Below are 21,160 nucleotides of genomic sequence, written 5' to 3'. Positions count from 1 at the left end.
ACAGCGAGTATGGTATCTGAAATCCAAACCTTTATTGAATCCCAATTGTCTTCTGGTTCCTTTTCCCTTTTTAGTTTTTTCTTTTTGGCCTTAGGTGGGCTTTTGGCAGGTCTTTTGCCCTGTGTGTATCCATTGTATCCCATAACTGCAGGGATTTTAAAATCCCGAGTTAGTAATCATAAATGGTCACATCCGTTGGTTTACTACGTGGGTCTTGCCAGTATGTACGCAGTGTTTGGACTAGTTGCAGGTTTTAGCGGCGGGGCATTCAATTCTTTTTTACGTTATCCTGAAACACAGGTTCTCCTTGCTATTTTGTTATTTGTTTTAGGCCTTAGTGTTGCTGAATTTTTATATTTTCCTTTTTTTGCAGGTGATTTAAGAAATTCAGCAAATGTTAGTTATGCGAATACATTTTTTTTGGGTGTGGGAGCTGGCCTACTATCTTCCCCTTGTGTAGGTCCTGTTGTTGTATCAATTCTTGTCCAACTCATTGCTTACCAAACAGAGGGGATTCGTTTGGTCCCCATTCTTTTTACCTCATTAAAAATGTTTGTTTTTGGTTTAGGTCTTGGGATTCCATTTTTACTCATTGGTGTTTTTGGATTCGCCCTTCCCAAATCGGGAAAGTGGATGAAGTCAGTTCAATGGATTCTTGCTCTAATGATTTTGTATTTTTCTTTTACTTATTTAGAAAAGGCATTTGGACTATGGGGTTTGGATGCGAGTCTCGCAGCCAAAGTATTTCTCATTTGGACTTTAGCACTTAGTTTTCTCTACTTACAAAAGAAAGAAGGCCTTCCCTGTGAGAAAATGAAACACTCTCTTCTACAGTTAGGTGCCTATACCTCGCTCGTAATTTTAATCCTACTTTTACAATCGGGAGTTTCTAAATTCTCCTCAGCGTCCCCTGCTGCGGGATTCAAATCGGTCCCAACAGAGGTGCACGGAAATCTAGAATGGTTTCGCTCAAAAGAAGAAGTGTATCGGATCGCCAAAGAAACAGGGAAACCGATATTTATCGATTTTTATGCTGATTGGTGTACAAACTGCAAAGAATTTCAAAAACTCACACTTACTAATCAGGAGTGGAATGAAACTTTTAAAAACAAAGCCATCCTTTGGAAAATTTATGATACAGATCCAATTTTTGAAGAATTTGCAAACAATCCTAATTATCCAGAATTAAAAATTGGATTACCTTTTTTTCTCATCTTGGATGCCGATGGAAAGATGATCTACAAATCGAATGATTATTTAGATACCAAGGGAATGATTGATGCGATTCTCAAATTTTAAGTTTTAATTTGAAAGTAAGATCGAGAACTAACGACTCATTTTCGTATTTATTTTTTTAATGCGAACCGGTCTATTTAACCGATTCGCATGATATTTGTTTAGCGAGGAAGGCTGTTTAACGTCGACAAGTATTCACTTGCAATTTCTTTTACAATTTCGCCAGCAGGTTTCACTTCGTGGATTTGAGCGACTCCTTGGCCGGCAGACCAAATATCTCTCCAACGTTTGTATTCTTGTTCGATAGCTTTTTCTCCACCGGCGTGGCCGGCTGCAATTTTTTTCGGACCATCCTCTAAAATCTCGGGAGAACGTTCTACTGATTTTGACAACCAGTTGGCCGGGATTCCAGAAATTTTTTCAGTATAAACGATTTCATCAGGGCTTGAATCGATTAACATTTGTTTGTATTCATTTTGTGCTCTGGACTCCGGAGTTGCGATAAAACGAGTTCCAATATACACTGCATCGGCTCCTAAAGACAAGGCCGCCGCCATTTGTGATCCAGTGGAAATGGCACCTGCTGCAATCACTGGAAGTCCAACTTCCTTTTTTAAGTAAGGAATCAACGCAAAAGGAGTGATGGCACCTGCATGCCCGCCAGCCCCTTGGGAGACAGCAATGAGTGCATCTGCCCCAGACTTTGCGACAATGTTTGCATGTTTGAGGGTGGTTACATCGCAAAACAAAGTGGAGCCATTGGATTTGATTTCTTTCGCAATGGTTCTTGGAGTTCCGAGGCTTGTAATGATGAGTTCGACTTTTAAATCCATCACCACTTCAAATTGTTTCGCCCAGTTTGGGTTATGTTCTTTATGAAGGATTAAATTGACTCCAATTGGTTTTTTGGATTTGGATCGAATTTCTAATATACCTTCTCGGAGCTGTTCCGGGGTTCTATAGTTTAATGAGGGAAAACATCCGATCCCACCTGCCTCTGAAACTGCGACTACTAACTCCGGATAGGAGACAAGGAACATTGGTGCTGCAATGATCGGTAGATCAATTTTTAACATTTCACTGATTTTTGTTTTGATTTTCATAAATCTCCTGTTATACGATTATGGTTGGGTCGGTTTTGGAATTAGATTGGGTAATTCGGCAGGATATCTTCCTGTGCGAGGAATACAACTCATGGCAAAACCTTGGATAATATAACAGAGGGAATCCTTCGAAATACATTTTAGGGATTTTTGGTACTCTTGTCCGTCAATTTCCATTGCTATGGAATAACATTCCATTTTGTCTTCCACGAATAGTTCTTGGGCAGTTTTCTCTTCTTGAGCCACCAGTGCGGAAAGAGACAATAATAGGAAGGAGAGTAGATAAAAAAATGATAGGAATCGATTGCGATTCATTGAACGTATCCTGCTGATCCTATAGGAATCAAATTTTGAAAGAAGTCAAATCATATAAATCGATTCACACTTTCTTACAGTTTGTTCTTTATTTCGGGTTTTGGATCCAACTATTTGGTTGTTTGGATTTGCAATCGGAAGTTGCCCCAGATCGTCAGTTCCAACAGTCGATTTATCTTTTGGACCGGTATTATTATTGGTCTTCCGAGGAAGTCAAAGACCCCGTCTCCATTCCAAACAATGTTTGGCAAAAAATGGAACCCAATCGCCTTGGTTTTGAATCTTTAAAAGGCAAATATCTTTATATTAAATTTAGTGATCAGTTTGTTCGGCAACTCAAAAGCCCTGTTCTTTATGCTGAAATAGCATTGGAACAATTTAAACTTTTCCAAGGAAAAGAATTTGTTTTTGAATCCAGACTCCAAGATCATTTTTTTCCCTACATCATTCCGTTAAATCAAAACCCTGCTGGTTCGCTTATCATTCAATTTCAATCAAGGTACCATGGGTTTATAGGAATGGATCGAAAGGTATTTTTTAAAGATCATTCGATGGCTCTAGTGGATTTGTTTTTAGAAAATTTTTCTGAAACATTTTTTGCGCCGATTTTACTTGTTCTTTCGATTATTTTTCTTGGATTTTATTTTCTCAGAAAAAGAGAGATAATATTCTTAAATTTTTCGATTCTTCTATTTTCCGCGGCCCTTTTAGAAGGATTAAATGGTTTTGTTGGTTTTTCTCTCAGTCAGTTCTCTTATATAGTCACTCCCCTAACGTACATTAACTTTGCATTTTTCCCATTTGCACTTTTACTTTTTTTGATTGGGATATTTCCTCCTTTCTTTCGCAATTTATTTAAGATTCTCGCAGGTCTTCATATCATAGTTTTTATCACATCGATCGTAGGTAATTATGAAAATGGAATTTCCTTTTTAAACAGTGAAGACGATTACAATTGGGTGATTGTCTTAGAAGCTGTGATTACCATTTTGTCCTCTGTTTATGTATTGATAAAGGGCAATAAAAATTTGCGAACAATCACCTTGGGTTTACTTTTTATCGTAATTGCAGGTCTACATGATATTTTGGTTGATCTTGAACTACTTCCACATAGTCAGAGGATCATTCATTTTGGATTTTTTATGATGTTGTTATTGTTTGGATTTTATGTATTCAAACATTATTGGCAACTTTTGCATTCAATTAACAGGATGAATGCGGAATTGCGTAACAAAAACAAAGAACTACAGAGGTTAATTCAAATCGATAAGGATTTGGCCTTGGCCCACGCTCTCCAAAAATCATTATTATCATCTAAATACAATGAAGATGATAAGATTAGAATCATCGGTTTTTCCCAGAATTTAGAATCCGTGGGTGGAGATTACTTTGATCATACAAAAGATAGTATGGGAAATTGGGCGATTCTTATGGCAGATGTCTCAGGGCATGGAATTTCTTCTGCAATGGTGGCAGCTATGTCTAAAATGGCTTTTGTTGGGGCGGGTGCTTATTTACAATTCCCATCCAGGGTTTTTCATTCAATGAACAGGCATTTGGTTGGGAAAACAAAAAATCTATTTATCACTGCCTCTTATGTATTTATCGATACGGAATTATATACGGCTACATTCAGTAATGCAGGCCATCCTGGTTTTTTTCTCATTCGAAATTCAGAATCAGAAGTGATTCATTTAAATGTGAAAGGAAAACCATTGGGTTTGTTCTCTCACATCCCTTACGCAGAAGATACAGTGAAATTAATGCCCGGTGATAAAATTTTATTATATACTGACGGAATTTTTGACTTGTTGAATGAAATTGGCGAAAGTTTCGGTGAAGATAAACTCAAATCGTTGTTATGGGACAATCGTTACCAAAAATTTCAGGAATTGGCGGCGATTGTTCAAGATTCGCTCTTTCGATTTTCTTCCGGTTGGAAATACCAAATGGATGATTTAAGTTTTTTATTAGTTGAAATTAAATAAAAATAAATCTCTAGATTTAAAACTTATAACCATCACTATTTAGTCTTTTACTTTAAAACAAAAACCACTTTGTTTTCATCAAATACTATAATTCCGGGTTGATGATAAACCGAATGGGATTTCCTTTTTTTTCTTCCAGTGCATGTAAAAATTCATTTGTATCTTCTAACTTATGAACTCCGCTAATGGACTTGGTCAGATTTAGTTTTTTATCTTTATAGAGTTGGATGAGTTCGGGAATTGCCCTTCTATCGGAACCGTAAGAACCCGTTATACGAATTTGTCTTTCGATCAGAAAAAAAGGCATAGGAATTTCCAATTTGTTTCTGCCAATTCCCACAAGTACAATCCTTCCACCTCGGTTCATCGCACGGACCGAATTCTCAATATTAGGCATAAAACCAGAAAAGTCGCATAACAAATCAATGCCGCCAGATTTTTCTTTTAAAACCTTACCCACTTGCATGTTTTTTTCGACTAATATGAGTTCATCGGCACCGTATGATTTTGCGTTTTCGAGAGAACCACTATCAATATCGACAGCAAAAATTCTGCCTGCTCCCAAAGCTTTGGCAATGGCCACAGCGTGAATTCCTAGTCCACCACATCCAATGATGGCAACCGTGTCTCCTGGTTTGATTTCCCCTTGGTATTTGACAGCATGATAAGGAGTGGAAACAGCATCGGCAAGGATGGCACCTTCCGTAAATGGAATTTCATCTGGTAAGTTGTGAAGGTAACGTTCTTCGATTTGTAAATATTCAGCAAAACCACCACGTTGGTTAAAACCAAGAACGCCGATTTCTTCGCAAAGATTTTCTCTACCTGCCAAACAGTGTTTACATTTTCCACAAGATGTTCCGGCACTGACAACTACTCGATCCCCTTTTTTGAATCGGGTAACTTGTTGGCCTACTTCCTCCACAACACCTGAAGTTTCATGGCCAGGAACACAAGGAGTATAAGTTGCCCTCATTTTTCCGTGAAGGACCAAATGAATGTCAGAGCCACAAATGCCGCATGCTTTGACTTTGATTTTTACTTGGTTAGGGAGAAGAGTGGGGAGATCTAATTCTTGGATTTCAAGAGATCTTGAACCTTGGGGGAGAACTGCTGCTTTCATTGAAAGATTCCATCTAACTCCGTCAACATATCGCTCGCATCCGTTTCATTTAATTGTTCTAACGTTAATTCGATTGTATCAGTGAGGTAGTATTTATAATTTTTGTACGTAGATAAAAAATCTTTTAGTTTTTCTTTTTCATCATCGGAAAGTCTGTTTTCCAAATTGAGTTTGCATAATGCAAGAACACCAAATGCTGATTTTAATTCATCCGAGTTGGAGGCAATGCTAAACAATTCCCGAACGTCAAGTTCAGCAAAAGTGGGAAGTAAATCAGAGATAAGTTCCATCGCACCGATGGGTATGGCACGATCAAGTGATTTGACATAATTCAGTAGTACTCGATAACTTTTGGAATCACCTACATAAGAGAGAAGATAGACCATTCCAGAAAGTAAGGACTTATGGTAACCCCAACTCAGTCGACCAGAGTCGGCTTCCCGAATGATTTGGTAGATCAAAGCCCAGATGTTTTTATCTCCATCTGCGGCCAATTTCATCAAATCCAAAAGACGTGATTCCCAGACCGGTTGGTCCATTTCAGATTTAAGGAGGTCGATGGCTTCCAGAGGGGAAGTTGGTAGTGATCCTAACTTTTGCACAGGTTCTTCTCCGACATAATACTAGAATATGAGACGTATATGTCTTTTCTTTTTTATCATGCTAATGTTTTCTGCGTACGACCGAAACTATTTGCATAGATGAAACGTTTTTCGGTCATAGTAATGCTCTTTCTGACAGTGATTGGAGAGATGACACCGGATCAGTCCAGTTCCAAAGCAACTCAGTTAATTCGTGTTAGCTACGGACTTAAGGATAACTACGAGTTTCTGCGCATTTTAAATTCCACAATCAGCAATCGCGGAACGGACGACCAAAAAAAATACTTCAAACGTTGCGTACAACACCATATCGAATCAGAAATTCTGCATTTGCAAATGGATTTGGGTCGTTCTTATTCTGAACTCCGGAGAACACAAGGTCTACTCATTCAACTGTATATTTATGTTTTAGAAGATGAAATCGAAGAACTAGAAATTGAATTAGGCAGGCTTGCCAGACTTGCCAACGGAAAAGAAAAAACAGAAACTAAATTATACCTAAGATTGGGATACCGCGAAATTGCCGTTGCAAAACAGAAACTACTCGTAGGAAAAAATATTCGACCTTATTTGTATTTGATGAAACTCCAAGAATTGGCATACGCACTAAAATCGCTGAAACAAGCTGAAAAGTACATTGTCCTTCTTGGATTATTACATGATTCTATCGATGAATTTGATAAAGAAACCAGAACTTTTGCTGATATGGTCCATGAAGTCAATCGAATCATTTTTAATGACCGTGAAAAATACTTGCGATTGTTATATGATAGCCACTTTGATTCTTACGGAACTTTGGATTATTATGAACTGATTTGGAAACAACCGGATCTGTATGAATTGGCGACAGGAATCCCTGGATTTGATCCAGCTTATTTTAGAAACCCTGAAGAAGCCAAACCACCAACATTTCAATAGTTATGCGATCATTTATTTGGGAATTTCCCCTCACAGCTGGATTTTCATTATTTCTTTTTTTGTTATACCCAACTGTATCCATTTTTTTTCCTGATTTGATTTCAGTTTATTTTATCGCAACACCAGGCGAATTTGAACCAATCAATTGGATTTTATCTACATTCTTTCACGGATCAGGGGCCCATTTGCTTTCGAATTTATTTTTCCTATTACTCCTTGGCCGAGTTGTAGAAAATCGAGTAGGGAAAGCAAGATGGCTTTTATTTTATTTTATGGCCGGAATACTATCTGTGTTAGGCGATGCGACAGTTAGGGGTCTGATTTTAGGTGACAGGACTCCCATTGTTGGGGCAAGTGGTGCGATTTCTGGTTTGGCATCTGCTGCCACTTTCTTATCTCCTTTTCGTTTTCCTATCTCCCAAAAAAAATCCATTCCATTCCCGGTTTTTCTTTTTGGTTGGATGATGGTTTATTCTGATATAACCAATTTATTCGCTCGTGATCAAGTAGCACATTGGGCTCATCTTGGCGGTTTTTTTTCGGTCTTTGTAACAAGTTACTTACTTGGTGATAAAGAAAGGAGAGAAATCAGACAGGGCTTTCTTCTCAACTTTACCTTTTTTACATTGACGATCATTCTTCTTTTTTTTATCAACAATAGGTAATGAACTTAAAATTTCGAGCGAAGGATTACACATCCGATGACTCGTTTGAATCAGCTGAATACGAGTATTTTGGCAATGAAACGGAAGGTTGGGAAATCAAACGGAATGGCCAACCTTACCTTCATTTAGGACCTGGTTATATTCCTCTTAAAACGATCTCATGTGGAGTTTGTTCCACAGACATAGATAGACGATTTTTACCCTTTCCACTCCCCCAAATCATTGGGCATGAAGTTCTAGCGGAAGGACTTGGTGACAACCAAGGAAAACAATTTGTTGTGGAAATCAACGATACCTATGAGGCCCGAGGAGACAAGGACTTGGATCTTTTTTGTAAAGAAGGAATTCCTACCCACTCCCCCGAAAGGCGAGTCCTTGGGATCGACCGTCTTCCTGGTGGCTTTGGCCCTTATATTTTAGCTCCAGTGCATGCTGCTATTTCTTTGGAAGGTGTTTCACCTAAAGCAGCAGTCCTGATGGAACCTTTTGCAGCCGCCCTTCAGGCCATCCTTGCGTCCCCTCCCAAATCCGGAGACCATGTGGCTGTTCTTGGGCCACGCCGGTTAGGAAGTTTGATCTTGGCAGCTCTTGCTTCGTACCGAAAATCGAATCATTTAAACTTTCGCATAACGGCAATCACTCGCCATGATCATTTGGTTACATTATCCAAAGCAATGGGTGCGGATGAAGTGATTGATCTTCGCAAAACTGATATTAGTGAAATTAAAAATCAATTTGATATTGTTTATGATACCACTTCCACCACCTCAGGATTTGAATCTGCCTTAGAAATTGCAAAACGAGAAGTGCATCTCAAAACAACGAATGGCCAAGTGATGGCAGGGATTGCTCATTTAACCGAACTTGTAGTGGATGAACTTTCGATTCTCCCGTATTCAGAAGAAAATGTTTCGTTTCATTGGCAAAAAGAAAATCGTAAGAACCAAAACATATTTGTTTTTGGCGGAGTTTCCAAACCGATCAAAGAGAATCTTAAAAAACAATTTACTGTTTTCGAAGGAAGTTCCTCAGAAGCAGAGAGTATTCTAAATTCTGATTCATTTTCGAATCGATTGCCGCGATTTGATTTGGTAGTGGTTTCTAATCCAGAAGAACTAAGTTTAGCAATTCGTCCTAACCCAAAACATGAAAATTCATTGGTCCGTCCGCGTGGAGCCATCCTCGTAGACACAACAAGTGTAGATAAATGGTCAGATGACTCTCGTTTGGTGGCCAAGTTCTTTGTAAATCAAAAGGAAATTCATAGTTCTCGTTGTGGGGATTTTCATATGGCGATTTCGCTCCTTCGTGACAATCCTGAGATCACTCATGCACTAGAAACAAATTTAATCTCCCATCGTTTTTCATCAGACCAACTGGAAGAGGCATATGCAACTGCTAAAGATCCATCAAGTGTTAAGGTAGTTGTCGATTTTAAATAGCTTTATGACAGAAAATAATCAGATACATACTTCCTTAGGTCCCGTCCTCGTCCCTGTAGAAGATGGCCTTTGGGAGATAGATCTAACCAACCTAAGGATATTTTTTGGACTTTCGATTCTTTCTCGGACCATCGGTGAAGAGATCGGTAACCAATTACATTCTTTACCAGGCGATTTGTCTTTTACCTATAAAATAAATCCAAACATCAATCATGAATTGGTGGATATGCATATCCAACATGTGCAGGTTTTTGCTAGAGCAGGGATTTTAAAAGACTGGGTATTGTTTCGCGAACAATTTGAAGAAAATTTACGTTTTGTATTTGGGTCTTTTCAACAGCAGTCCGTAGCTAAAAAAATCCACCCAGAGTTTTATGGAGAAGATCCGAATCGAAATTCCTCGGTGGCACTCTTATTCCCTTTTGAAGCTGAATTTGTTCACCCTTCCGGTTATTATATACTAATGGAAAGAGTATCCAGTCAATATCGGATTGGGGATTTTTTTCTTCGCATAACAATAGATACGCAAGAAGACGGATGTTTGAATTTATCAAATATCAAACATGAAATTATTAGCGATGCACATACAAGAACTTATATTGCAGGAGCATCGAAAATTAGTGAATCATTAAGCAATGGGATGATCAACGCTGCGCAAAAAGGGGAGACTTTTTACGAAGAAGAAAATAGCCATTTTAGTAAGGTATTTTCTCAAATCGAAAAAACACCTCTTGGAAAACTAACAAATATTAATTTTTACTGGGAAGAACAGTATCGAAATTTGATTTTAAGTTCTGATCCCAGTTTTTCTTTGTCTATCCTCAAAAAACTTTTCCTTTTATTGGAAGATTCTTCGGCATCGAAAAAAATTAAAGAAGGAAATACCATTCGCGCCATCATCGGAAAGGTTTCAGTGTATGTTGACCTTTCCCGTTTGGATCGAGTTTTAAATTTTAGCATCAATCAAAAACGAACCTTACTCGACTCTTCCTTCTATTTAAAACGAATGCCTATGTTGGAAGATATTGCAAATTCCCAAGGTCATTCATTTAATTTTGAAGGTGTTCATGTTTTTTTAATTCACCATATTACTTCAGAAATCATTTCACTGATCGAAACTTTTCGAAGGCTAAAAGTTCGTTCGTTAGATGTCGCCTTTGTAAAGTACGGTGGAAATATTCCTCCAGTATATTTAGATATTCTATTGGATATTCCGACAGAAACGTTCTTTATGGCAGGTTTGGAATTTAAACTCACAAAAAACAATACTCCGTATTATGGAGTTTCTCCGTTGTATAGTGACTTTGAAACCCATTCAACATTTCGCCATAAATTAGAAGATGCGAAACTTGGTTTTTTTGATGCGATGAGGCAGTTGGCAGTTTTTCTTTTTTTAAACAAGTTATTAGGCTTAATTGAGAAAAATGAAAAGATAATTTTAATTGAAGATGGTGGTTATGTTGCGCCTGTGTTAAATGAGCGTGCATTAGATGGGCTTTCATTTGGCGATGTACTAGATGAATTTTGGGTAGAAACCAAAGATCGATCCATACGAGAAAGGCCATTTGCAGAAATTTTAAAAACTACAGTGATCGGAACTGTTGAACATACGCGAAACGGATATGATCGTTTGGTGAAAGTGAAGGTCGAAAGATCCAACTTATTTTTACCTTCTTTTTCCATTGCCATTTCGAATGAAAAAACCAAGGAAGAATCTAAAGAAGTGGCTCGTTCTATTCTGAATGCATTGGATAATACTCTGCATGGAATTGGTAAGGTCTTATCCAAAAGAAAAATTCTATTACTTGGATCCAAAGGAAACATTGGGGGTTTTTTAAAACAGTACCTAATCGGTGGATTTCTTCATGAAACCAATTTGGACATTTTAGAAGTAGATCGAAAGTTCGAGTCTGAATCTAGATTCAGTAAAACAAATTTTGCCAATGTATCTGATTCTGAATTTGCAGAAATTGATTTGATCATCGGTGTTACTGGTGAATCCATTATTTTGCCAAAAACTTGGGAATCTTGGATTTTAACTAGTAAACACAAACAATTGTTCATTGCTTCTGGTTCCACAAAAACAGTAGAGTTTTCAGATTTTATTAAATGGATCAATGAGTTGAATTTATCCGATAATCCAAAGTTAGGTGGTGAGGATCTTGTGATTTCTTTTGGAAGGATTCTGGATCCACAAACACAAATGGACTTAGGATCTAAAATTATTTTTAGAATAAATAAAAAACAAATTGAGAAAGAAGTTTTTCTGATTAGCGATGGAAGTCCAGTGAATTTTTTGTTTTTTGGTGTTCCAACAGAATCAATGGATCCGATCATTTCGCAACTTGCTAGTGTTTCTTTAGGAATGGTTAATTATTATAAATCTAAGAATCTTCCGAATCCAGATTTATATGCAGTCGATCACCAAATTAATGTTTGGGGAAAGTTTTTGTGAGCAACCACGGTTTTTTTCAAATTACTCAAAAGTTGTTTCTTCGAGATGGAAACCAATTATTAGTTCTGCGCGATAGAAAGTCTGGCCATGGAGATTTACCTGGTGGTCGTATGAACGAAGATGAATTTTTTTCGGATTGGACCGAAAGTATATTTCGAGAAATAAATGAAGAATTAGGCGATCAAATTAAAATTGATGTAAATCCTGAACCCATTTTTATACATAAACATAGGGTAAATGAAGGAAATTTCCCTTGTGTCATCATTGCCTATTCTGCCAAACTATTGGAAGGAAAAATTCAGTTATCTGATGAACATGACTATATGGACTGGGTTGATATAACAAAGTTTAATCCTTCCAATCTTTTTTCGGAGTATATGTTGGATGCAGTCCAACTTTATTTAAAAAAATATGCATAATTTATATGTTCCCCCATACAAAATTCTCATTTTTATCGTTTTATTTGGTTTTGGTTTTTTCTCAGCATCCATTCTAAAAGATGATCAAACAGCCTTACCTAAATTTGATATACCTACTCCAGACTTAAGTTTTGATTTTAAATTCGATTTTAATTTTAGCAAACCTGAAGCAGATGAAGAAATTTCAAAACCTGTTAAAACTTGGACCGATGTGAATCTTCAAACCAATGGTGTTGATAGAAAGTACGGGAACCTAGTAGGAATTCAACTGGTTCTAAAACCGGAAGACTTTGTAAAAGAAGAATGGTGGCGTGAACGAATTGACGAAACATTGAACAAGGGTAAATCTTCTGGAATTTTTGATCGTAAGACGATTGTGATTCTTCCTGAACATACTGGTACAGGATTAGTGTTTTTAGATGAAAAATCCAGATTTTTAAATGCAGACTCTTTTGATTTGGCTTTGAAAACAAAAGGGGAAAATTTTTCAAGTTCTGATTTATTTTATTTAAAAGCCGAAAAAATGGCTGAAGTTTATGTTCGAACTTTTTCTGAATTAGCGAAACAGTACAATGTTCCTATCTTAGCTGGTACGATCATTTTACCAAACCCAAAGATTGTAAAGGGTAGTCTTGTTCTCGATTCCAAAGGGCCACTTTATAATGTAGCCATTCCTTTTTCCGCTGATGGAAAATTAATGGAACCTCTTGTTAAAAAAACTTTATTAACGGAAGAAGAATCAACTATTCTTTCTCCTGGCGAAGTTAAACAAGATCGCGTTTGGGTTGTTCCAGGTTGGAAGGTTGCAATCTTCATTGGGCAAGAAGTGTTTGATGCAAATCTTTATAACCGACTAGTAGGAAAACCCATTGATGGTTTGATTTCACCTTCCTCCTCTTATCCCGATATGAAATGGCAATCTTATAATTTAGAAGATTCTAATGTATGGAAACAGGAAGGTTTGGCAAAATACATAAAATCAACTAAGGCACAAGACCTTGTACAAGTGTTTCTTGGTGGGCAGTTATATGGAAAAAATTGGAATGGGAAAACGTTTAATCTTCGCGACTTTTCCAATGAAGATCAGGTGGGATCGGTAGAAACGCCAACGATCTTAAATTTGTACTTTTAATTTTTGGGTGGTACACTCATTTTTTGAACCTTTAATTTTGGGATCGGCACTAAAATCGATTTGACAGGGGATTCCTTTCCCCAAAAAATTTTCAGAGTTATGGCACAGAAGTCCCTTCCTGAAAATGAATTTTATGTAAAATGCCCTTTGTATACGAAAGGACTCTCTATTTGTCCTAGTGCCAAAGATCGTTTACAAACAGAGGATTTGGAAAGACTGACTGCCCATTGCATCACAGATACTTACAAAACTTGTGATATTTTTTCTGCTAAAAAGGAAAAAGAACAGGCGGCTTAGCCATCATTCATTTTTCTCACTTTTTTAAAATAATCGTAAATCATCCAATCTTCTGCTGAAAAATTAAGATCGTCCAACACAAGTTCCCCGCGTTTACTTTCGTAGATAATTTTGTCTCCGGCCACACCCCAAAGTCTTTCGATAAAGAATGGAAAATGTTCCTTTTTACCGGAAACCTTCCATTTCATCGGTTGGTTGGGATCGTTCTGATTGGTGGCAATAAATTCATCTTTTCCTGTGAGACGCCATGAAAATGCTTCGCGAGTGACAATAGGAATTCCTCGATTGATTGAAGGAGTTTTCCCTTGGTGGTAAACAACTTCTTTGAGATAAAGATCACCAATTTTTCCACCGACAACATATCCTGAATTGCCATTGTGATAATAAAACCTTGGTAATACGATGTCCTTTGAAAGTAGAGTGACTCTTTTCGACTCCATATTTAGAAAAAATAAATTATATGAACCGCCGATTCCAGACCAAATGAGAAATTCATTTCCAATGGAAGTGATATGGTAATGCGTTTTTAATTTTGGGTAAGGAGTGGGAAACAATTCCCCAGAAATGAATTTTTCTGGTTTAGAACCATTTTCTGTTTTTTCAACGAAGAGTTGGTTTTCAAAAAAATATAACAACAAATCTCCGGAATTGGTCATTGTCATTCCAGTTTTACATGGAATATGTACGATTGATTCATGTTCGAGTGAAGAATCCGAGGTGGAATATCCAAACAAAGCACAACCACCATACTGTTTTAGAGGATATTGGACCGCCACATAATTTCCATTAGCTGAAACTTGAATGGAGTCTGGTCTAAGTTTCAATTCAATTGAATTTCTATTATCGTTAACTAAATCTTTGAAAAATAAAGTTTTGTTTTCGGTCCAAACAATTTTGGTTCTATCTTCGGAAAGAGCAAATAACCTAGGTTGGTTTGGTTTATTTTTGGAAAGAATTTCTGATGTTGATCGATTGGCGGAAAGCCTATCTTGTAATAAGGCCAGTGCCTTTTCGTATTTTTCTTTTGAGATTAAATCTTCTATTTCTGAAACTAAGGATTCATGTTTTGACTGGCAAGAGAAAAGAATAAAGACGATTGGGATTAAAAAAGAAAATAATTTCACTGAGACTCCAATAACTCTCTGATTTCCTCTGCATGGATTTCTTTGGAAAAAAGATCCATTGCAGTTTGGCCAACACGTTTTGTATCATAATAGGCAAAGGTTCCTGTTACCACTGCACCACCAATTGGGATCCAACGCGCAAATTGTTTACGGATGATGGATTTTGAAATCAGTAATCCTAACTTTTCCAACATAGTTTGAAATACTCTAACGGTTGTTGGGCGAATTAAAATTTTTAGGGATGATTCTTCGATAATTTTACGAAATACATGAGCACCACCATGTTTGAAGAGACAATAGAGTAATAGTTCTTTTGTGACTTGTACTTCTTTTCCATAAAGTGCTGCTATGTCCAAAATCAAATGGCCTTGGATTCGATACATAAAAAGTAATTCAGGAAGGATGCTGAGAATCCCTAATGGGCCTGGTGGAAGAGAACAAGTGGCACTGACGAGCCCAGATTTAAAGGAAGCATTTTGGACCAATTCCCGAATCAAATCGTCTGGAGGCTGGATTGTCGGCGCATAGGGACTTCGATAATCCTCTAAGCCGGCAAATAATTCGATTAGGCCGTCTAAAAAACCTGCCGATTGGGCCTGAGATGGTGTTTCGTTCACTGGTTTCTGAATTCCTCTTTAGATTTTAGTTTATCAAAAACAGGCATTCTATATCCTTTCCATAGACATGATAGATAGATTGAAAAAAATTCAAGAAAAATACCTGCGTATCGAGGATGAGCTCTCCAAGGCCACCGCATCGGATACATTGAAGAATCTATCGAAAGAAAGATCTCGCCTAACGCCCGTATATACAAAAGCTGACGAATATTTAAAAATTACAAAAGACTGCCTAGACGCAAAATTACTTCTCGAATCGGAAAGTGATCCTGACATGCATTCCATGTTAAAATCAGAAGTGGATGAAGGCGAAAAAAAATTAGAAGAGTTGGCGAAAGAACTCGAAATAATGTTGTTACCCCCAGATCCAAATTCAGGTAAAAGCATTTTGGTTGAGATTCGTGCTGGAACAGGTGGGGACGAATCTGGTTTGTTTTGTGCAGATTTATTTCGTATGTACAATAAGTATGCGGACAAACAGGGGATTCGTACAGAAATCATTGATGCAAGTCCAACAGGTATTGGCGGATTCAAAGAGATTGTTTTTTCCCTCGATGATGATAGGGCTTATGACTTATTTAAATTCGAATCAGGTACTCACCGTGTCCAAAGGATTCCAGAAACGGAATCTGGTGGTAGAATTCATACTTCAGCTGTTACTGTTGCCATCCTTCCAGAAGCAGAAGAAAAAGAAGTGGAAATTCGAGAAAGTGATCTCCGGATAGACGTCTATCGTTCGTCAGGTGCTGGTGGTCAGCACGTTAACACAACAGACTCTGCGGTAAGGATAACCCATATTCCCACAGGGATTGTAGTTGCTTCCCAAGAAGAACGTTCACAAATCAAAAACCGTGATAAGGCAATGCGCGTATTGCGAGCAAGGATTGTCGATCAGATGGCTGACGCCGCAAAACAAAGTGCTGATGCTCTCAAAAAAGCACAAGTGGGGTCAGGAGATAGATCGGAACGAATTCGAACTTACAATTTCCCACAAGGGCGATGTACGGATCATAGAATTGGTTTTACGAGTCATAATTTGTCGGCAATTATGGAAGGCGATTTGGATGAATTGATTGATGCTTTGGTCCAAGAGGACCGGTCGAAGCGACTGGCTGAAGCAAAGGCATAAAAAAGATTCCAAATACCTCTGGAATTCGATTGATTCCGGCTGTTCGACTGTTATAAAGAGTAGGTCAGGAATTTTCTTCAGATGAATCAATTGAAAACTACAATTTCCATTTTAACTTTGGTAAGTGCTCTTTTTGGGAATTGTAGTCCAGTCAATAAAAATGACCCTTTCAGTGATGCTCTATTTTATATTTTCTTATTTCAAGCGATTGGTAACGCACAAGAAGAAAACTGCAGTTTTTCTCCAGCAAGTGCGGATTCCCTTTTTAATGACCAATGGCATTTAAGTAATCTTGGCCAATCGGGAGGAACGGTAGGCGAAGACGCAAATGTCAATCCTGTATGGAACCAAGGCATTTCTGGGAACAAAGTGATTGTCAGTGTTGTGGATGATGGTCTAGACACAAGACATGAAGATCTTTTGACAAACATATCAGTTACAGCCAGAGGATTAAATCTTTTAAACAATACTATTTATCCAAACCATACTTATTCTAATAGTTTTCATGGTACCGCTGTTGGAGGCGTGATCGCAGCACGCGGAGGGAATAGTATTGGTGTTCGTGGGTCAGCACCTTGTGCTAAATTGGTAGGTGTTAATCTACTTGAAAAATCTACCATCTATACTTCGGACGAATATAGAGCTATGGTAAATGAATCCTCTCGGGTTTCTATTTCGAATAATAGTTGGGGTTCTCCAGATGGATACGGATGGCTTTGGCCTTCTAGCTCTCTTTGGCAACAAGGAGTGAAAGAAGGAGTTCTACTGGGTAAATCAGGTAAAGGTACTGTTTACGTTTGGGCTGCAGGGAATGGTGCCAACGGCGGAAGCATCACGGTACCAATCCTAGTAGATAATGCCAACTATGATGGTCAGGCAAATTTTTACGGTGTGATGGCTATTGGCGGTATTGGGCAAGATGGAAAGAAAGCAAATTATTCTGAATCTGGAGCCAATTTATGGGCATCGGCACATACGCAAGGAAACAATGCAACGGCATATACAACTGCGATTTCCACAACCGATGCGACCGGAACTAATGGGATCAACGCCGGTGGAACATCTGGGGATTATTCATTTGCAAGTTATACAAAAAAATTCAATGGAACATCTTCTGCCACTCCTCTTGCTGCAGGAGTGATTTCCTTATTATTAAGTTATCGTTCAGATTTGACCTGGCGTGATGTAAGAGAGTTAGTTGCTTATTCTGCTCGAACCAACGATCCAGGGGATACAGATTGGACAACCAATGCAGCAGGTTTGAATATCAATCATAAATATGGGTTTGGTGCTGTGGACGCAGCTAGTTTAATTACCAGTGCAGGTACATGGACTCCAATTACTACACCACAAATCATTGACACCCAACCATTGTTATCACCAAATACACCGATCCCTGATAATGATTTAGTAACAGGTGCTACTGTTAATTACAATGTAACTTCTAGTATTACTTACATCGAGTATATTGATGTAGAATTTACATCACACCATAGTTATTTTCCTGAGTTGTTTATTCGTATCACTTCACCTAGTGGTACTTCAAGTTTCCTTTCAGAAGCTCATGCTTGTGCAAATCCATATAGTGGCAGTTTGTGTTCTTCTGGGAACACCTCCATCGCTTCTATGACAGGTTCTGCAACTTATCGATTTGGATTGGCCCGCAACTTGGGAGAAAATCCAAATGGAATTTGGACCATCAGAGTGTTTGATGCAAGTGCGACTGATACTGGTTCAATCAATTCTGTGCAACTACGCATTTATGGGAGGTAACCAATGAATCAGAAATTCAAAAAGATCGTTCTTATTTATTTAGTAATTTTAGGTTTAGGATTCTTTTTGTTTCCTTTGGAAGCAGATCCAAAAGATCCACCTAATTCAATTACCTTTGTGGAAGGCGGTATTACTAAAACATTCTATAGAAATCCAAATGTTGTAGCTGAGTTCGTTGACCAAAAACAAGCACAAGACAACCAACAAAACTTACAGGGAAAAAAAGGGATTAAAACAGGTTGGAATGTGCGACCTACTGGAAAAGAGTTATTTGCTAAATCATCTAAGTCGACAACGACAACAAAAGTTACGGAAGTTTATTCAACAGCCGTTGGTATGGGACCTCATATTGTTTTGCCCGGAATTTTGATTGTAACATTTTCGAGTGACCAATCACAAGAAACTCTGGAACGAATTGCCAAAAAACATGGAGTTCAAATTCAAAACAAGTTTTCGCCACGTTTGGTTAGTTTTCAAACGGAACCTGGATTTGTATCTTTGGAAAAGGCAAATGGAATTCTGTCGGAACCAAATGTATTGGAAGCTTATCCTGATACGGCAGTTGAAAAAAGTTTAAAGTAACTTTCGTATAACAAATATAAATTGGTTACATAACGAGGTAAAAATACATTAGTTTCAATATCTCTTGTTTTCTTACAGGTTTGGATAAGTAGGAAGTGATTCCTGCTAAAAAACTTTTGCTTATATCATCCTTTTGAACGTTTGCAGAAATTGCAATAATTGGTACGGAATCACTTGCTCTAACTTGATTGGCGAGTTCGATTTTTCTAATTTCTCTAGTAGCTTCCAATCCATCCATTTCTGGCATTTGCATATCCATCAAAACAATATCAAACTTTTCCGATTTGAATTTTTCTAATGCCACCTTCCCATTGTATGCGGTAATAATTTCGATCGGATATTTGCGAAAAAAAGTTTTGATGATAAAAACGTTTTCTTCGGAGTCTTCTGCTAAAAGAATTTTACACACAGGAAAGTTTTCTGGTTCAGGGAGTTCTAAATTGAGCCAATGTTGGTGGATTCCTGAAATACGTTTGATAAAACCTTCATACGGAATTTCGAAAATAAATTTTGATCCTACAGACACTTTACTGATAACATAAATATCCCCACCCATGAGCTGAATTAACTTTTTGGTTATTGTTAAACCAAGCCCGGTTCCCCCATATTTCCTTGTTGTTGAACTGTCCACTTGAGTGAAACTTTCGAAAATGGATGTCAATTTTTCAGTCGGAATGCCAATCCCAGTGTCTTCTACAGAAATTTTTAGATTCTTTTTATTTTCGCTTAACAGACACTCTACGGTAATTTTTCCCTTTTCCGTAAATTTCATTGCATTGCCTAGTAAATTGATTAGCACTTGTTGTAATCGGGTGGAATCTCCTGCAATACTCTCGGAAATTTCTTCTTCTACATGAAATGATATTTCGATACCCTTTGCTTTTGCTTTCATATAGAATAAAGAGATTGTTTCACTCATTAGATCACGTATCGAAAAATGGATATGTTCCATTTCCAATTTTCCTGATTCAATTCGTGATAAATCTAAAATGTCATTGATAATATTAAAGAGAGCCTTTCCTGAGTTTCGAAGTACTGTTAGATATTCTTGTTGCTCTTCTGTTAACTCTGTTTCGTTTAAGGTATCAGTCATACCTAGGATTGCATTGAGTGGGGTTCGAATTTCATGGCTCATTGAAGCTAAAAAATCTGTTTTTGCTTGTGATGCTTTTTGTGCTTCGATTTCCCTTAGGTTTGCCAAATTCATTTGTTCTCGTAAAAGTTTTTCACGGACTACTTGTTGAGAAACATCTGAAATTTGGATCATACAAAAATGATCCGTCTCATTTTCAATAGAAATAGGAATGATATGTAAATACTGATAAATACGTTCTTCAGATTCTCTTTTTTTTTCATTATCATAAAGAGGAAACGGAAATGGATTTAAAGTATGCGTTAAAATGGAGTATTGAGAATATTCCAAACAAAGTTCAATAGATTTATATGTTCGTGTATTTTTGAGTTCAGGAAAAATTTTTAAAAAAGGAGAATTTTCTAAATCAACTTCTTTCAATCCAGAGTTCTTAAGAAACCAACTATTGACTAAAACGATATTAAGATTTTGATCCAGAATAAGGATTCCAATTCCGGACTTTTTAATAATTGTTAGTAAGTGTTTTTCACTAAGAGTATTCACTGTTTCAACTTTTCTATGAGTACTCTAGAAAGGTTTTTGATACTTTCGAAATTAAGAATGAAAAATATATATCCTTTGATATCCTTACCACTTAGTTTATAATCGATAAAAACCAAAAGGATTGAGTTGTCTTTTTTGGGATTTCTTCTTAGAAGGAGATCTTCATACTTGCCGGCAAAAAATTCCGGAATATGAGTTTCAATTTTATAATCGGACATTTTTGCCAAATTTGATAAGATAGCATTTAAGATAATATTGCCGATTTCACTTAGCGCATCTTTTTCAAACTGCGAAACTTCATTGAGTGCAACATAGTCTTTCATCATCATTTTGACAATTTCCAAACTTGCACTTTTATGAAATAAAAGAAATGCCGATCCTTCTCCGATTCCACCAATAAACTTTTGTTCTATGGTGCAGACTTCTTGGTTCGCTAGGTATTCAATATTTTTGGCTTCTTCTGTGCTAATGAGTTTTAAACTTGGGACCGTTAATAAAATCTCATCCGAGATCATTTCGCTCATTAACTTTGCAGCCCCACCCAAACTAATATTGAATAATTCACACAAAGAATCTCGTTCTATTTCAGTTAGAAAATTCATAT

The 21,160-nt window shown here is 37.3% G+C and carries 20 protein-coding genes; 12 read left to right on the top strand and 8 right to left on the bottom strand.

The window, feature by feature from the left end:
* Positions 1-9 precede the first annotated feature (9 nt).
* Entirely contained in the window at positions 10-1,299 is a 1,290-nt protein-coding gene (locus EHQ47_RS07550) for a protein-disulfide reductase DsbD family protein (protein ID WP_135776905.1), read from the top strand.
* Positions 1,300-1,397: 98 nt separating this feature from the next.
* Here the strand turns inward: EHQ47_RS07550 and EHQ47_RS07545 are convergent, their stop codons facing one another.
* Together EHQ47_RS07545 and EHQ47_RS07540 are read right to left on the bottom strand one after the other, a co-directional pair.
* Entirely contained in the window at positions 1,398-2,339 is a 942-nt protein-coding gene (locus EHQ47_RS07545; RefSeq protein ID WP_135748877.1) for an NAD(P)H-dependent flavin oxidoreductase, read from the bottom strand.
* An 18-nt stretch (positions 2,340-2,357) separates the two neighbouring features.
* Positions 2,358-2,654, bottom strand: a complete 297-nt coding sequence (locus EHQ47_RS07540) for a hypothetical protein (protein WP_135748878.1) — start codon at positions 2,652-2,654, stop codon at positions 2,358-2,360.
* A gap of 35 nt (positions 2,655-2,689) precedes the next feature.
* Between EHQ47_RS07540 and EHQ47_RS07535 the strand changes: the two genes are divergently transcribed.
* Positions 2,690-4,642 carry a PP2C family protein-serine/threonine phosphatase gene (locus EHQ47_RS07535; protein WP_135776904.1) on the top strand — a complete coding sequence of 651 codons (1,953 nt, stop codon included), beginning with the start codon at positions 2,690-2,692 and terminating at the stop codon, positions 4,640-4,642.
* Between the two features lie 85 nt (positions 4,643-4,727).
* On the opposite strand, the gene EHQ47_RS07530 is transcribed toward EHQ47_RS07535, so the two are convergent.
* Both EHQ47_RS07530 and EHQ47_RS07525 read right to left on the bottom strand, forming a co-directional pair.
* Entirely contained in the window at positions 4,728-5,765 is a 1,038-nt protein-coding gene (locus tag EHQ47_RS07530) for a zinc-binding dehydrogenase (RefSeq protein WP_135748880.1), read from the bottom strand.
* Entirely contained in the window at positions 5,762-6,304 is a 543-nt protein-coding gene (locus tag EHQ47_RS07525; RefSeq protein WP_244290290.1) for a hypothetical protein, read from the bottom strand. The genes EHQ47_RS07530 and EHQ47_RS07525 overlap by 4 nt, the downstream gene beginning before the upstream one ends.
* A gap of 162 nt (positions 6,305-6,466) precedes the next feature.
* Here EHQ47_RS07525 and EHQ47_RS07520 point away from each other — a divergent pair, with 162 nt between their 5' ends.
* The 7 genes from EHQ47_RS07520 (at position 6,467) to EHQ47_RS07490 (ending at position 13,695) form a co-directional block, all read left to right on the top strand.
* Positions 6,467-7,285 (top strand): adhesin OmpL37 family surface protein, encoded by an 819-nt coding sequence (locus tag EHQ47_RS07520; RefSeq protein WP_167483273.1) that lies wholly within the window; start codon positions 6,467-6,469, stop codon positions 7,283-7,285.
* Between the two features lie 2 nt (positions 7,286-7,287).
* Entirely contained in the window at positions 7,288-7,950 is a 663-nt protein-coding gene (locus EHQ47_RS07515) for a rhomboid family intramembrane serine protease (protein WP_135695437.1), read from the top strand.
* A complete protein-coding gene (locus tag EHQ47_RS07510; RefSeq protein WP_135748882.1) occupies positions 7,950-9,392 on the top strand; it encodes an MDR/zinc-dependent alcohol dehydrogenase-like family protein in 1,443 nt (480 codons plus the stop codon). Before EHQ47_RS07515 ends, EHQ47_RS07510 begins: the two co-directional genes overlap by 1 nt.
* Positions 9,393-9,396: 4 nt before the next feature.
* Positions 9,397-11,847 (top strand): hypothetical protein, encoded by a 2,451-nt coding sequence (locus EHQ47_RS07505; RefSeq protein ID WP_135748883.1) that lies wholly within the window; start codon positions 9,397-9,399, stop codon positions 11,845-11,847.
* A complete protein-coding gene (locus EHQ47_RS07500) occupies positions 11,844-12,266 on the top strand; it encodes an NUDIX domain-containing protein (RefSeq protein ID WP_135748884.1) in 423 nt (140 codons plus the stop codon). Before EHQ47_RS07505 ends, EHQ47_RS07500 begins: the two co-directional genes overlap by 4 nt.
* Positions 12,259-13,398 carry a carbon-nitrogen hydrolase family protein gene (locus EHQ47_RS07495; protein WP_135776903.1) on the top strand — a complete coding sequence of 380 codons (1,140 nt, stop codon included), beginning with the start codon at positions 12,259-12,261 and terminating at the stop codon, positions 13,396-13,398. The genes EHQ47_RS07500 and EHQ47_RS07495 overlap by 8 nt, the downstream gene beginning before the upstream one ends.
* 99 nt (positions 13,399-13,497) lie before the next feature.
* Positions 13,498-13,695 carry a hypothetical protein gene (locus tag EHQ47_RS07490; RefSeq protein ID WP_135776902.1) on the top strand — a complete coding sequence of 66 codons (198 nt, stop codon included), beginning with the start codon at positions 13,498-13,500 and terminating at the stop codon, positions 13,693-13,695.
* Here EHQ47_RS07490 and EHQ47_RS07485 read toward each other — a convergent pair.
* Entirely contained in the window at positions 13,692-14,819 is a 1,128-nt protein-coding gene (locus EHQ47_RS07485; protein ID WP_135748886.1) for a hypothetical protein, read from the bottom strand. The genes EHQ47_RS07490 and EHQ47_RS07485 overlap by 4 nt on opposite strands.
* Positions 14,816-15,436 (bottom strand): hypothetical protein, encoded by a 621-nt coding sequence (locus EHQ47_RS07480; protein WP_135748887.1) that lies wholly within the window; start codon positions 15,434-15,436, stop codon positions 14,816-14,818. The genes EHQ47_RS07485 and EHQ47_RS07480 overlap by 4 nt, the downstream gene beginning before the upstream one ends.
* 67 nt (positions 15,437-15,503) lie before the next feature.
* Between EHQ47_RS07480 and prfA the strand changes: the two genes are divergently transcribed.
* The 3 genes from prfA to EHQ47_RS07465 all read left to right on the top strand — a co-directional run bounded on the left by prfA (position 15,504) and on the right by EHQ47_RS07465 (position 18,920).
* Positions 15,504-16,565 (top strand): peptide chain release factor 1, encoded by a 1,062-nt coding sequence (prfA, locus tag EHQ47_RS07475; protein WP_135748888.1) that lies wholly within the window; start codon positions 15,504-15,506, stop codon positions 16,563-16,565.
* Positions 16,566-16,646: 81 nt separating this feature from the next.
* A complete protein-coding gene (locus EHQ47_RS07470; protein ID WP_135776901.1) occupies positions 16,647-18,338 on the top strand; it encodes a S8 family serine peptidase in 1,692 nt (563 codons plus the stop codon).
* Between the two features lie 3 nt (positions 18,339-18,341).
* Positions 18,342-18,920: a hypothetical protein gene (locus EHQ47_RS07465; protein ID WP_135748890.1), complete on the top strand. Its 579-nt coding sequence runs from the start codon at positions 18,342-18,344 to the stop codon at positions 18,918-18,920.
* Between the two features lie 25 nt (positions 18,921-18,945).
* Here the strand turns inward: EHQ47_RS07465 and EHQ47_RS07460 are convergent, their stop codons facing one another.
* Both EHQ47_RS07460 and EHQ47_RS07455 read right to left on the bottom strand, forming a co-directional pair.
* A complete protein-coding gene (locus EHQ47_RS07460) occupies positions 18,946-20,556 on the bottom strand; it encodes an ATP-binding protein (RefSeq protein ID WP_135748891.1) in 1,611 nt (536 codons plus the stop codon).
* On the bottom strand, positions 20,553-21,158 hold the full coding sequence (locus EHQ47_RS07455; RefSeq protein WP_135748892.1) for a chemotaxis protein CheX: 606 nt from the start codon (positions 21,156-21,158) through the stop codon (positions 20,553-20,555). Before EHQ47_RS07455 ends, EHQ47_RS07460 begins: the two co-directional genes overlap by 4 nt.
* Between the last annotated feature and the right edge of the window lie 2 nt (positions 21,159-21,160).

The sequence above is a fragment of the Leptospira bourretii genome (assembly GCF_004770145.1).
GTDB classification, from domain to species: Bacteria; Spirochaetota; Leptospiria; order Leptospirales; family Leptospiraceae; genus Leptospira_A; species Leptospira_A bourretii.
This window is presented reverse-complemented; position numbering and strand designations above follow the sequence as displayed.